Annotated in this window: 9 protein-coding genes, 2 tRNA genes and 1 pseudogene; 6 read left to right on the top strand and 6 right to left on the bottom strand. The window is 61.7% G+C overall.

Annotated features, from left to right (window positions below):
• Window positions 1-98 precede the first annotated feature (98 nt).
• The gene (locus CQ13_RS18535; RefSeq protein ID WP_057844277.1) at window positions 99-614 is read right to left on the bottom strand and encodes a MarR family winged helix-turn-helix transcriptional regulator; all 516 of its coding nucleotides are present in this window, start codon (window positions 612-614) and stop codon (window positions 99-101) included.
• A 186-nt stretch (window positions 615-800) separates the two neighbouring features.
• On the opposite strand from CQ13_RS18535, the gene CQ13_RS18530 reads away from it, so the two are divergent.
• The 4 genes and pseudogenes from CQ13_RS18530 to CQ13_RS18515 all read left to right on the top strand — a co-directional run bounded on the left by CQ13_RS18530 (window position 801) and on the right by CQ13_RS18515 (window position 5,030).
• Window positions 801-1,991 (top strand): aromatic ring-hydroxylating dioxygenase subunit alpha, encoded by a 1,191-nt coding sequence (locus tag CQ13_RS18530; RefSeq protein ID WP_057844318.1) that lies wholly within the window; start codon window positions 801-803, stop codon window positions 1,989-1,991.
• A gap of 38 nt (window positions 1,992-2,029) precedes the next feature.
• A pseudogene (locus CQ13_RS46820) lies at window positions 2,030-3,319 on the top strand (spinster family MFS transporter).
• Window positions 3,320-3,569: 250 nt separating this feature from the next.
• Window positions 3,570-3,764, top strand: a complete 195-nt coding sequence (locus CQ13_RS18520) for a hypothetical protein (RefSeq protein ID WP_028345774.1) — start codon at window positions 3,570-3,572, stop codon at window positions 3,762-3,764.
• Between the two features lie 462 nt (window positions 3,765-4,226).
• Window positions 4,227-5,030, top strand: a complete 804-nt coding sequence (locus CQ13_RS18515; protein WP_057844276.1) for an enoyl-CoA hydratase-related protein — start codon at window positions 4,227-4,229, stop codon at window positions 5,028-5,030.
• A 231-nt stretch (window positions 5,031-5,261) separates the two neighbouring features.
• On the opposite strand, the gene CQ13_RS18510 is transcribed toward CQ13_RS18515, so the two are convergent.
• A tRNA-Asp gene (locus CQ13_RS18510) sits at window positions 5,262-5,338 on the bottom strand.
• 322 nt (window positions 5,339-5,660) lie between these two features.
• Between CQ13_RS18510 and CQ13_RS18505 the strand changes: the two genes are divergently transcribed.
• Window positions 5,661-5,960, top strand: coding sequence for an HU family DNA-binding protein (locus CQ13_RS18505; RefSeq protein ID WP_057844275.1), 300 nt, complete (start codon window positions 5,661-5,663; stop codon window positions 5,958-5,960).
• A 103-nt stretch (window positions 5,961-6,063) separates the two neighbouring features.
• The gene (gene pepT, locus CQ13_RS18500; protein ID WP_057844274.1) at window positions 6,064-7,320 is read left to right on the top strand and encodes a peptidase T; all 1,257 of its coding nucleotides are present in this window, start codon (window positions 6,064-6,066) and stop codon (window positions 7,318-7,320) included.
• Window positions 7,321-7,478: 158 nt separating this feature from the next.
• Here the strand turns inward: pepT and CQ13_RS18495 are convergent, their stop codons facing one another.
• The 4 genes from CQ13_RS18495 to lon all read right to left on the bottom strand — a co-directional run bounded on the left by CQ13_RS18495 (window position 7,479) and on the right by lon (window position 12,240).
• Entirely contained in the window at window positions 7,479-8,339 is an 861-nt protein-coding gene (locus tag CQ13_RS18495) for a class I SAM-dependent methyltransferase (protein WP_057844273.1), read from the bottom strand.
• Window positions 8,340-9,145: 806 nt separating this feature from the next.
• A tRNA-Val gene (locus tag CQ13_RS18490) sits at window positions 9,146-9,222 on the bottom strand.
• Between the two features lie 65 nt (window positions 9,223-9,287).
• The gene (locus CQ13_RS18485; RefSeq protein ID WP_057844272.1) at window positions 9,288-9,689 is read right to left on the bottom strand and encodes a GFA family protein; all 402 of its coding nucleotides are present in this window, start codon (window positions 9,687-9,689) and stop codon (window positions 9,288-9,290) included.
• 124 nt (window positions 9,690-9,813) lie between these two features.
• Complete coding sequence (gene lon, locus CQ13_RS18480) at window positions 9,814-12,240, bottom strand: endopeptidase La (RefSeq protein ID WP_057844271.1); 2,427 nt, start codon at window positions 12,238-12,240, stop codon at window positions 9,814-9,816.
• Window positions 12,241-12,543 lie beyond the last annotated feature (303 nt).

Below are 12,543 nucleotides of genomic sequence, written 5' to 3'. Positions count from 1 at the left end.
GTCTCCGTCCGCCGTTGACGTGTCGGCAGAACCCGAAAAAGTGTTGCGTTCCTGCCTCGCCCGACCAACGCGGGTCGGGCGGCATGGTGCCCAAATTTTCACTTCAAATCCTTTTCGTCGGCGAGCATTTGGGCGGCCGTGTCGGTCAGGCGATCGATCTGGTCGAACAGCACCGCCAGCTCTTCCTTGCCGAGCTGTTCCAGCAGGCGCCGGTTACGCTCCTGCGCCCCTGCCACAATTGCATCATGGGCGGCCAGCCCCGCCTTGGTCAGGCAAACCAGCGTCTCGCGGTTGTCCCGCGGGTTGACCGCCTTGGCGACCAGCTTGCGGGCGACCAGTTCCGCCAGCGCCCGGCTGATCTGGCCCTTGTCCATGCCGACCGCCTCCGCAAGCCGGATAACGCTCATCGGCGGCCGCCGCCCCAGCGAGGCCACCAGGCCGAATTCCACCGAGGACAAGCCCGCCAGCCGCTTGTAGCGCAGGATCGCGCCGCGCTTGAGCAGATTGGCCAGCACCATCAGCCGCGACGACATCATCGCGGTGATCGGCGCCAACTCCGCGACATCGGCGGCCGCAGGCGATGCCGCGGTCTGCTTTTCCGGCTTCCGGCTCATTTGCAACCTCTGCCAACAAAGCGTGCCGGTGCCAAGGACCATCGAGAACGATCATCAGATAAGCCCATCGAATGGGGTCATCGAATAGTTCTATCGAAATCGTTGATATTGTCATCGATCTGCATTTCACTTCCTAAAACAAGTCGAATGACCGCCGCACCAAAGCCGCGGCGGGAGGAAAACGGCATGACCATTACGCAGCGGGATCGCGATCTCGGGACTGGTTACGCCATGAAGCCATCGACGACCCGGACCGAGCTGACCTCGGTCGGCCGCGGCACGCCAATGGGCGAATTGCTGCGGCGCTACTGGCACCCGATCGGGCTCGTGTCCGACGGCACCAATATCCCCAGAAAAGTGCGCGTGCTCGGCGAGGACCTGGTGTTGTTTCGCGACCGGCATGCCCATGTCGGGCTGCTACACGCCCGCTGCTGCCATCGCGGCACGACGCTCTATTACGGCAAGGTCGAAGAAGACGGCATCCGCTGCTGCTATCACGGCTGGAAGTTCGACACCGAGGGCCGTTGCCTAGAACAGCCCTGCGAGCCCGAGGGTGGCCTGTTCAAGGACAAGGTGCGGCAGCCCTGGTATCCGGTCGAGGAACGCTACGGCCTGATCTTCGCCTATCTGGGGCCGGACGAGAAAGAACCGGTGCTGCCGCGCTACGAATGCCTGGAGAACATGGACGATGGCGAGTTCGTCGAGGCGGACGATTCATCGATCGGCGGCGGCGGTCCGGCCGTGATCCCCTGCAACTGGCTGCAGCATTTCGAGAACGTCGTCGATCCCTACCATGTGCCGGTGCTGCACGGATCGTTCTCGGGCCCGCAATTCACTGAATTGATGGCCTCGATGCCGCAAGTGAAGTTCGAGATGTCGCCGCGCGGCGTCACCGTGCGCTCGATCCGGCATCAGGACGACGGCAAGGTGTTTTATCGGGTGACCGAAGCCGCCCTCCCCACGCTGCGCGTCGTGGCCAATCCGCGGGTCGCGCAATTCGCCCGCGTCGAGTCGATCGGCTGGACGCTGCCGATCGACGATACGTCCTTCCGCATCTACGTCGCAGGCCGGGTGAAGAATTCAGGCGACATCGGAAGGATGCGCTCGAAATTCAACGGCAAGTTCTGGTGGGAGATGACCGAACAGGAGCACCAGCAATTCCCCGGCGATTACGAGGCGCAGGTCGGCCAGGGCCCGGTGACGCTGCATTCGGAAGAGCATTTCGGCCAGAGCGACCGCGGCATCCTGATGATCCGGCGGATGCTGAGCGAGCAACTCGCAGCGATCGCCGCCGGCCGCGATCCGATCGGCGTCTCCTTCGATTCAACCGCGCCGCCGGTCGAATTCGAGGCGGGCAATTTCATTCGCGAGGCGTGAGCGGCAGCTTCAGCAAAAAAGAACATTCAGGGGAAAGCATGGTTGATGTCGCGCCGCAGGCGGCCGCTCAAGTGGAAGCCACCGCAAGGCCCTCGCTCCGACGCTATTACGTGCTCGCGCTGTTGACCGTCATCTACGCGCTGAACTTCCTCGACCGCACCATCTTCAACGTTCTGACCGAGCCGATCAAAAAGGAATTCGCGCTCAGCGACACCACGATGGGGCTGCTGGCGGGCTTCGGCTTCGTGCTGTTCTATTCGCTGCTCGGCATCCCGATCGCGCGCATCGCCGACCGCTTCAACCGTCGTAACATCGTCGCAATCGCGCTGGCGTTCTGAAGCGCGATGACGGTGTTTTGCGGCACGGCCCAAAGCGTGGCCACTCTGGCGTTCTCGCGGATCGGTGTCGGCATCGGTGAATCTGGCGGCACGCCGGCCTCGCAGTCGATCATCGCCGATCTCTTCAGCAAGAACGAACGCCCGCGCGCGCTCGGCATCTATGCCATCGGTACCTATCTCGGCGTTTTTCTCGGCTATTTCATCGGCGGCTACGTCAACCAGCACTACGGCTGGCGCATGGCGTTCTATACCGCCGGCCTGCCCGGCCTCGCGCTCGCTGCCGTGCTGTGGCTGACCGTCGCTGAACCAAAGCGCGGCGCGATGGCGGAAACATTCAAGCCGGAACCGATCGGGCCGACGCTCGGCTTCCTCGCCTCTCAACGGACCTTTGTCATCGTGCTGATCGGGTTTGCCTGACGAGCTACACCAATTACGCCACATCAGCCTGGATTCCGCCGTTCCTGGCACGCGTGCATCATCTCTCCAGCGCCGAGATCGGCACCTATGCGGGCACCTTCAAGGGCCTGAGCGGGATGGCGGGCACGCTGGTCGGCGGTCTCGTGGTCGCGCTGGTCGGCCGCCGAGATGACCGCTGGGATTATGGGCGCCCGCGATCATGTCGGGCCTTGCGGGCCCGGTGTTTGCGCTGTGCATGCTGACGCCCGACTTCACCACCATGGTCGCGGCGCTGCGCTGACCTCATTCCTGGTCGGCTTCCATCTCGGGCCGATCTTTGCGGTGGCGCAGACCGTCGCCAGGTCGAGCATGCGGGCGCTAGCGTCGGCGATCGTGCTGCTGACCGCGACCTGCTTTGGCCAGGGCGTCGGTCCGCTCGCCGTCGGCATGCTCAACGACACCTTGAAGGTCGATTTTGGCGCGGAGGCCGTGCGGTATTCGCTGCTGTCGGCCGCGGTCACGACCACGCTGGGCTCCCTGTTGTTCATCTGGGCGGCCCGGACGATTCGCGGCGACATCCAGCAGGCGAGCTGATCCAATCCGGTCGCCACCGGCCCTTCCCTTTGTTTTTATTGTTGTTTTGATCCGCTAGCCCCGGTGTGAGCCGCGCTCGATCCCGGCCGCGTGGTCTATATGTGATCTACATCACGGATAATCGGGCGAAAAACCGGCCAAAAACGAGCCGAATGAAACCATTTTGCCGAAACCGCGAAACGATCCTGAAACAGACGGGGCGTACGTCTCTTTCCAACACAGGACGCCAAAGGCGTCCGGGAGGCATCACATGAACCACTCCTTTCACTCGGCGGATCGCAGTACCCACCTGAAGATCGTGGTTGTCGCATTGGTGGCCGGTATCGCGGTTGCGGCCTTCGGCATTTCGGCTCGGACCGGTTCGGAGTACAGCCAGACTGCCCAGGTCGTAAAAGCGGGCAAGCCGGTCGTCGTCACCAGCTCGAACACCTCGACGGTCCGTTAAGCGATATCGATATCGTTGGAATAAAAACGGCCGCCCTCGGGCGGCCTCTTTGTTTGCGGCAGTCTCGGAGATCAACGTCAAGCCATCGGGAAATGGCGCGAGAGACGGGACTCGAATCCGCGGCCTCCGCCGTGACAGGGCGGCGAAAAGCCAGCAAAATCAATGAGCGGCAAGACTATTTGAGGCCCACATTGCGTCAAGATGACCGAAAGTATTTCGCTGTTCCGGAGGGCCAACCGAGGCGGCAGCCAAATAGCCAAATATCGGTGTTGTCCTGAGGACGCTCGGGGAACTGAAATTAGGGTGGGCATGGAACCTGAAGTTCCCCAAAGAGTCGAATCCGCGCTTCCGGCTTTATAGCCCCCAAGCCCCAGCCGGGAGTGGGCGGCCCCGGTTAAAGTGCGCCGGGGCCGTTCGCCTTGTTGATTTACCGCGGTCAACGTGAAGTTAAAGGACACGACAATGGACGATGGATGCACCGAAAGCGGCGCTAAGATCACGATCGAACGTCGAGGACGTATCCTTCTGATCGGGATCAACCGACCTTACGCTCACAATCGTATTGACCCCGAGGCATATCATGCTCTTGCAAAAGTCTATTACGACTACGATCACGATAGTTCGCTGAGAGCGGCCGTCCTTTTTGGGCAGGGCGAAAACTTCTCGCGCGGCGTTGATGTCGACGCATTCACGGAGCTTGCCAAGACTGGAAAGCCGACCACACTCGTCGAAGGAGAGCTGGATCCCCTCGGAAAGATCAAGTGCCTGAGCAAGCCGCTGATTGTGGTCGCGCATGGCGATACATGGAACATGGGGCATGAACTCCTGCTCACCGCAGATATCCGGATCGCTGCCGCCGATGCTCGATTCGGCCAGGATGAAAACACTCATGGCCGCTTTCCGGGTGGTGGTGCGACGGTGAGGTTCGTCCGCGAGGCAGGTTGGGCGAACGCGATGAGATACATGCTGACGGGCGACCATTGGGGAGCGGACGAAGCGCGCCGCATTGGGGTCGTTCAGGAGATCGCGCCTGACCGCGAGAAGGCGCTTGCTCTTGGTATCGAGATCGCGGAACGGGTCGCTGGCTGCGCGCCGCTCGGCATCCGAACGACGCTCGCATCAGCGCACCTAGCGATAGATGGGGCAGAGAACGCAGCCTACCGCGAACTCGATGCACAATATGGCGCGCTATATCGCACGAACGACTTTCTGGAGGGGCGCAAAGCCGAGGCGGAAGGCCGCCTGCCGATTTATGTCGGCAACTAACGGGCGCCTCATCCATCGATCATTAGATGCGGTGGTTCGGCAGCGCTACCTGACAGTTCAGGCCAAAACCCGCCAGGCCCGGACGGGGAAAAATGCTGGCACAAATCGCACTACGGGTTTTGTAAACCGAAAGGTCGGGATTCAATAGAACAAAACCCAGCCAAAAGTATTTCCGCGGAGCCTATGGAAATACTTTTCCAAAAACGGGAACCAGCTAAGCCATCGAGAAAATGGCGCGAGAGACGGGACTCGAACCCGCGGCCTCCGCCGTGACAGGGCGGCGCTCTAACCAACTGAGCTACTCCCGCGGATGCCGTAATCAGATCCTGATCCGCGCAGAACCGACGGCATAAAGGCCCGCTCCCGCTTAGTCAAGGACGTTGCGAATCCCCGCGTCAGACGGGCGCTTCTGCGATTCCTGTGCAAATAACGGCCTGATTTCAGGTAAAACAGCGCCGGCGGCGATTATCCGAATCGTTTAAGGCCTGCTACGCTTGGGTTTCTTGAAATCCTCTCCGCTCCGGTCGTACCGGAACCGCGGATTTCAAGTCACCACGAACGCATTTTCCCCGCGCGGACCGGCATCGACGAACGCGCTCAAAGCCATTCAACCAATGAGGAGGGCCAGACATGGCGAAGAAAGCGGCGGCTCCAGCCACCATCACACTGAAGCATCTGGCAGCAGCTCTCGCCGAGGAACATGATCTGTCGAAAAAGGCCGCCGAGGCGATCCTGACCGACATGGTCGGCAAGATCACAAAACACCTGAAAAAGGGCGAGCGGATCAGGATCGTTGGCCTCGGCATCCTCCAGGTCCGCAAGCGCGCCGCCCGCACCGGGCGCAACCCCGCCACCGGCGAACCGATCCAGATCAAGGCCAGCAAAAAGGTCGCGTTCCGCGCAGCCAAGGAACTCAAGGAAGCCGTCTGACCCAACGCGTCCCCGATCGCACCAGAAGCGTCATTCCGGCGGGACCCGGAATGGCGCTTTTCTGTTATAGAGCGCTTTCCTTGCTCAACTTTTCCGGATCGTCATGCCGCGTTCGCCCATAGCCTTCACCCACGACGTCACCGAGCGCCTCCTGGGCTATGTCGTGATCGACACTCAATCCGATCCGGCCTCGCCGACCTGCCCGTCCACCGAGAAGCAGAAGAATTTGGGCCGCCTGCTGGCATCAGAGCTGCAGGCGATGGGGCTCGCCGACGCCCATCTCGACCAGCACGGCTATGTCTATGCGACGATCCCGGCCACTACCGAGAAGAAGGTCCCGGTGATCTGCTTCTGCTCGCACATGGATACTTCCCCGGATTGCACCGGGGCCAACGTCAAGCCGCACATCGTGAAGAATTATCAGGGCGGCGACATCGTGCTGCCGGGTGATCTCACCCAGGTGATCCGCTTTGCCGATCATCCCGCGCTCGCCGGCCAGATCGGCCATGACATCATTACGACCGACGGCACCACGCTGCTCGGCGCCGACAACAAGGCCGGCCTTGCCGAGATCATGGATGCGGCGCGGTTCCTGATCGAAAATCCGCAAATCAAGCACGGCACCATCAAGATCCTGTTCACACCGGATGAAGAGATCGGCCGCGGCGTCGACAAGGTCGACCTGAAAAAACTCGGCGCCGACTTCGCCTACACGATGGACGGCGAAAGTGCCGGGCATATCGAGGACGAAACCTTTTCAGCCGACGGCGCCACCATCACCATCGAAGGCGTCTCGACCCATCCCGGTTTTGCCAAAGGCAAGATGGAGCACGCCATCAAGATCGCGGCGGCCATCATCGACCGCCTGCCCAAGGATACCTGCTCGCCCGAGACGACTGAAGGCAAGGAAGGTTTTCTGCACCCGATCGGCATTTCGGGCGCGCTGGAGAAAGCCACCATCGGCTTCATCGTGCGCGATTTCACCGACGAGGGCCTGCAGCAAAAGAAAGCCCTGCTCGAAGGCATTGTCAAAGACGTGATGAAGGATTATCCGCGCTCGACCTACCGGATGGAGATCAAGCCGCAATACCGCAACATGAAAAAGGTGATCGACCGCCACCCCGAGACGGTCGAGTACGCCATCGAGGCGATCAAGCGCGCCGGGCTGACACCGGTGCGAAGCTCGATCCGCGGCGGTACCGACGGCTCACGGCTGTCGTTCATGGGTCTGCCCTGCCCCAACATTTTTGCCGGCGAACACGCCTTCCATTCGCGGCTGGAATGGGTCAGCCGTCAAGATATGGAGAAGGCGGCGGAGACCATCGTGCATCTGGCTATGATCTGGGAAGAGCGGTCGTAGCGAGTCCGCGCACCGCTCTCTCCCCCGTCATTGCGAGGAGCGAAGCGACGAAGCAATCCATTTTTCCGTTCTGCGGCGCTATCTAAGGATTGCTTCGCGGAGCCTGTCATCCGGCGGCGCCTCGCGCCGACCGGGTGGCTCGCAATGACGGAGGTGAACTACGACGCCCTTGCGGTCACAATCCAGACCGACGCCGGCAGCAGCACTGCGTCGCCCTTCGCGAACGGCGTGAGCGCTTCGCGAATGGAAGCGGCGACGGCAGCGCGAGCTTCTTCCGGCTGGCCGTCCAGCGCACGGCTCACCGGACCGATCTCCAGCGCGCCCTGCACTGCGCCGTCGAGGCCGCGGCCAATCGCTGCATCCAGCAACAGCGGACACGCTTCCATTTCGACGCCGGTAAAGCCGGCCGCGTCGAGGATACGGCGCACGCGCGCCTCCGAGGCAAACGCAAACGGCCCGGGATCTTCCGGCCCAAGCTGCGGCAGCTTTGGCACGTGCTTGTAGGCGGCCGCAAGCGGCGCCATGAAGAACGAATTTTCGCGCGGCTCGCGCCAGCAGGCGAACGCCATGCGCCCCGTCGGCCGCAGCGCTTTCCGCATGTTGGCGAACGACAGCGCGGGATCGGCAAAGAACATCACGCCGAACCGCGAGGCCAGCACATCGAAGCTGGCAAGTTCGAATGGATAGACGGTGGCATCCGCCAGAACGAAATCGATCGGCAGATCCTTCGGTGCAGCCTGCCGCGCGCGCTCCAGCATCGGGCCGGATACGTCGATGCCGAGCACATGGCCCGATGGCGCGACCTTCCGCGCAAACGCAATCGCGGTGGCGCCACTGCCGCAACCGATATCAATGACGCGGTCGCCCGGCTTCAGCCTGGCCCGGTCGACGACAAGGTCGGCGACCGGCTTGAGCAGTACGTCCTGCGCCGCCTGCCGCTCCGCCCAGCGCTGTCCGGCCGGACCGTTCCAGTAGGCGACCTGGTCAGCGTTTTGTTCGTGGCTTGCCGGTGTGTCCATGTGCGCGTTCCTTTTTCAATTTCGAACGTCCGTCGCACCTGTGCCAGGCCGTTGCCGTATCATTGCCGTGATGCCGCTTCGTTTGTTCATCTACCCCGAGATTTACAGCCATAGCTACACTTTCCTGGATTTCCTTCGGAACGATATCCCGCCTTTTGCGTGATCTATTGCCGCAAGGCACTGACCGGCACTAGCACCTGGAGGGATCAAGATGAATGGAACGCGCAAATATGCGTTCGGCGCCGCAGCGGCGGCCGCTCTTTTTATAATTCCGATTTCGGCCTTTTCTCAATCCATTGAGATTGGACCGGGAGGCGTCCGAGTAGATCGAGGAGGTGGGCGTTGCGAGCAATTAAGGCTTGCCTGCGAAAACAAGGACGCGCTGGGGGAGCGGGGCGAAGGCAATTGCCGTAGATATCGGGAAGCCTGCGGGCGACCCGTTCGCAGGGATGTGTGCGCCGAATTGAGATATGCTTGCCTCAACAAGGATGAGTTGGGTGAACGCGGCGAAGGAAATTGCCGTCGGTATCGCGAAACTTGTAGAGGTCGTCTGTAGAGGTCGCTCGCGGGATGGTCCGGCACCGCCCCGCGCTGGCCCGCTGGACCGTGCCAGTGTGCGACCTGATCGGCATTGCGAGCGTGGCTGGTGGCGACGTTGCCCCGCTCTTTTGTCGTGATTCAACTTCGAAAGAGTCCGCCTACGCTCTTCGAGCTTCGGCGAGACAGCCCTCGCCCTGCGCGCAAAGCATCTGCGCCACCACTTCCGCGAATGCTGGCATGCCCAGCGAAGCCCGCAGGGCGAAGGCTGGTAGGCGGCGAGAGATTCGAACTCCCGACCCTCTCGGTGTAAACGAGATGCTCTAACCAGCTGAGCTAGCCGCCCGTAAGCCGCCTGTTTAGCCTCTCAACCCCCTTTGGTGCAAGGTGGGATAACCGCGCTTGGTTGCTCTAGTCGCCCGGCCGCCCGGGTAGCGCCTCAAGATCGTGGATCCACGGCGCGGCGGAGCGGCACCAGATTTGCCGTGCCGGCTTGAGCCGATTGCGCTGGCGAATGCTGCCCCAGCGGATGCCCCAATCGTCCGGTCCGCCGTCTCCGCTGGTGAACAATGGCGAGCCGCAGACTTCGCAAAAGTGCTGAAAGCGCGTTCGGCCGTTATCACCCTTCTTCGGATAAACCTTTGCCGGCGCGCCGGTCATGCGGACCTGCTCGGCCGAACAGATCACCGTCACCCGGTACGGCGAGCCCGTCAGGTTCTGGCAATCGGTGCAGTGACAGATCGACACTTTTTCAGGGTCGATATCGGCCCGATAGGTCACCCGCCCGCAATGGCATTGCCCGTCGATTTCCATCCCTCATCAACTCCGTCCGCCGGGCCGAGGTTCAAGACGAAATCCCATCCGCACCAAACAAAAACGGCGCCCGAAGGCGCCGTTCTATCGTTTCAGTTCGATGATCCGTGGTGACCGATCGAGCTCAGTGGGCCGTCAGGCCACCGGCCGCTTCGTCCGAGGCATCCTGCTTGACCGGCACTTTGGTGTCCTCTTCCCAGACGATCGGCACTGGGGCGCGGACCAGCGCCTTGGCGACGACGTCATCGAGCCGAGCAACCGGGACGATATCCATACCGCCCTTGATCGCATCGGAAATCTCCGTGAGATCCTTGGCGTTGTCCTCGGGGATCAGCACTGTCTTGATGCCGCCACGCGCGGCCGCGAGCAGCTTCTCCTTCAAACCACCGATCGGCAGCACGCGACCACGCAGCGTGATTTCGCCGGTCATCGCGACATCGTGCCGGACCGGAATGCCGGTCATGACCGAGATGATCGCAGTGGCCATCGCGACACCCGCCGACGGTCCGTCCTTCGGGGTTGCGCCCTCCGGCACGTGGACGTGGATGTCGCGCTTGTCGAACAGCGGCGGCTCGACGCCGTAGTTGATCGCCCGCGAGCGGACGTAGGACGCCGCCGCCGAGATCGACTCCTTCATCACGTCGCGCAGGTTGCCCGTGACCGTCATCTTGCCCTTGCCGGGCATCATGACGCCTTCGATCGTCAAGAGCTCGCCGCCGACATCGGTCCAGGCCAGACCCGTGACGATACCGACCTGCGGCTCGCTCTCGATCTCGCCGAAGCGGTACTTCGGCACGCCGAGGAAGTCTTCGAGAGTCTTCTCGGTGACCTTGACCGACTTCTTCTTGGAGATCATCAGCTCCTTCACCGCCTTGCGGGCGAGTGTGGAGAGCTCACGCTCCAGGTTACGCACGCCCGCTTCGCGGGTGTAGCGGCGGATCATCAACAGCAGAGCATCGTCGTCGATCGACCATTCCTTGGAATCGAGGCCATGCTTGGAGATGGCGTTCGGGATCAGGTGCTTGCGCGCGATCTCGACCTTCTCGTTCTCGGTGTAGCCGGCGATCCGGATGATCTCCATGCGGTCCATCAGCGGCCCCGGAATATTGAGTGTATTCGCGGTCGTGATGAACATGACGTTCGACAGATCGTAATCGACCTCCAGATAGTGGTCGTTGAAGGTCGAGTTCTGCTCGGGGTCGAGGACCTCGAGCAGCGCCGACGACGGATCGCCGCGGAAATCGGCGCCCATCTTGTCGATCTCGTCCAACAGGAACAGCGGATTCGAGGTCTTGGCCTTGCGCATCGACTGGATGATCTTGCCGGGCATCGAGCCGATATACGTGCGGCGGTGACCGCGGATTTCCGCTTCATCCCGCACGCCGCCAAGCGAGACGCGCACGAACTCACGGCCGGTCGCCTTCGCGATCGACTTGCCAAGCGAAGTCTTGCCGACGCCGGGAGGCCCGACCAGACACAGGATTGGTCCGGTCAGCTTGTTGGCGCGCGACTGCACGGCGAGATATTCGACGATGCGGTCCTTGACCTTCTCGAGCCCGTAATGATCGGAGTCCAGCACGGCCTGGGCCTGCTCGAGGTCCTTCTTGACCTTGGACTTCTTGTTCCACGGAATCGACAACAGCCAGTCGAGATAGTTGCGCACGACGGTGGCTTCCGCGGACATCGGCGACATCTGGCGCAGCTTCTTCAATTCGTGCTGCGCCTTCTCCCGCGCTTCCTTGGAAAGCTTGGTCTTGGCAATCTTCTCTTCCAGATCGGCCAGTTCGTCGCGACCTTCGTCGTCGCCGAGCTCCTTCTGGATCGCCTTCATCTGCTCGTTCAGATAATACTCGCGTTGGGTCTTCTCCATCTGGCGCTTGACGCGCGAGCGGATGCGCTTCTCGACCTGCAGCACCGAGATTTCGCTCTCCATCAGGCCCAGCACCTTCTCCAGGCGCTGCGTGACGGACAACGTCTCCAGGATGGCCTGGCGATCCGCGATCTTGACGGCGAGATGCTGCGCGACCTGATCGCTGAGCTTGGCGAAGTCAGTGATCGCCTGAACCACGCCGACGACTTCGGCGGAGATCTTCTTGTTCAGCTTCACATAGCTTTCGAAGTCGGACACGACCGAGCGCGCCAGAGCCTCGGCTTCGACCGAGTTGGCGTCGGTATCGGCGAGCGCGATCGCGGTCGCCTCGTAATATTCGATGCGGTCGGAATACTTTTGCACACGCGCGCGCTCGAGCCCTTCGACCAGCACCTTCACGGTGCCGTCGGGAAGTTTCAGGAGCTGCAGTACGCTGGCGAGCGTACCGACTTCGTAGATGGAATCCGGGCTCGGATCGTCGTCGGACGCGTTCTTCTGCGTCGCGAGCAGGATCAGGGCGTCGTTCTTCATCACCTCTTCGAGGGCGCGGATCGATTTCTCGCGGCCGACGAACAGCGGCACGATCATGTGCGGAAATACGACGATGTCGCGGAGCGGCAGCACCGGATACGAATGGCTTTCGCCGAGAATAATGGTTGGCCGGGTTTTTGGAGTCGTCATGGCCTATTCCTTTTGTTTTGCCCCCTTGCACGCAGTCCGCATCGCTTGCGCAACCGCCACAAGGTGCTGGGAGTTCCGGGCCGGTCGGCCGCCTTCGCTGCCGCCTCTCACCGGATGATCTTTGCGACGAATCTCGAACGTGATTTCCGCCACCATGGGCATTAGGTGGCTATCGGGTATGGGGGTGTCAAGTCACGGAAAATGACCGCAAATTGCGGATCAGACGCGCGAAAAACGCTTACGCCACAGCGGCCGCCGAAAGGCCCGGCAGCCGCGCTATTGTAAGTGCTGAGTTCTGGCCAG

Source organism: Bradyrhizobium retamae, from assembly GCF_001440415.1.
In the GTDB taxonomy this organism is placed as follows: Bacteria; Pseudomonadota; Alphaproteobacteria; order Rhizobiales; family Xanthobacteraceae; genus Bradyrhizobium; species Bradyrhizobium retamae.
This window is presented reverse-complemented; position numbering and strand designations above follow the sequence as displayed.

Bases quoted from the DNA above. Each gene is read 5' to 3' on its own strand.
- CQ13_RS18495 (WP_057844273.1), bottom strand. From the start codon at position 8,339: ATGGACACACCGGCAAGCCACGAACAAAACGCTGACCAGGTCGCCTAC.
- CQ13_RS18530 (WP_057844318.1), top strand. From the start codon at position 801: ATGACCATTACGCAGCGGGATCGCGATCTCGGGACTGGTTACGCCATG.
- CQ13_RS18485 (WP_057844272.1), bottom strand. From the start codon at position 9,689: ATGGAAATCGACGGGCAATGCCATTGCGGGCGGGTGACCTATCGGGCC.
- CQ13_RS18520 (WP_028345774.1), top strand. From the start codon at position 3,570: ATGAACCACTCCTTTCACTCGGCGGATCGCAGTACCCACCTGAAGATC.
- CQ13_RS18505 (WP_057844275.1), top strand. From the start codon at position 5,661: ATGGCGAAGAAAGCGGCGGCTCCAGCCACCATCACACTGAAGCATCTG.
- pepT (WP_057844274.1), top strand. From the start codon at position 6,064: ATGCCGCGTTCGCCCATAGCCTTCACCCACGACGTCACCGAGCGCCTC.
- CQ13_RS18535 (WP_057844277.1), bottom strand. From the start codon at position 614: ATGAGCCGGAAGCCGGAAAAGCAGACCGCGGCATCGCCTGCGGCCGCC.
- lon (WP_057844271.1), bottom strand. From the start codon at position 12,240: ATGACGACTCCAAAAACCCGGCCAACCATTATTCTCGGCGAAAGCCAT.
- CQ13_RS18515 (WP_057844276.1), top strand. From the start codon at position 4,227: ATGGACGATGGATGCACCGAAAGCGGCGCTAAGATCACGATCGAACGT.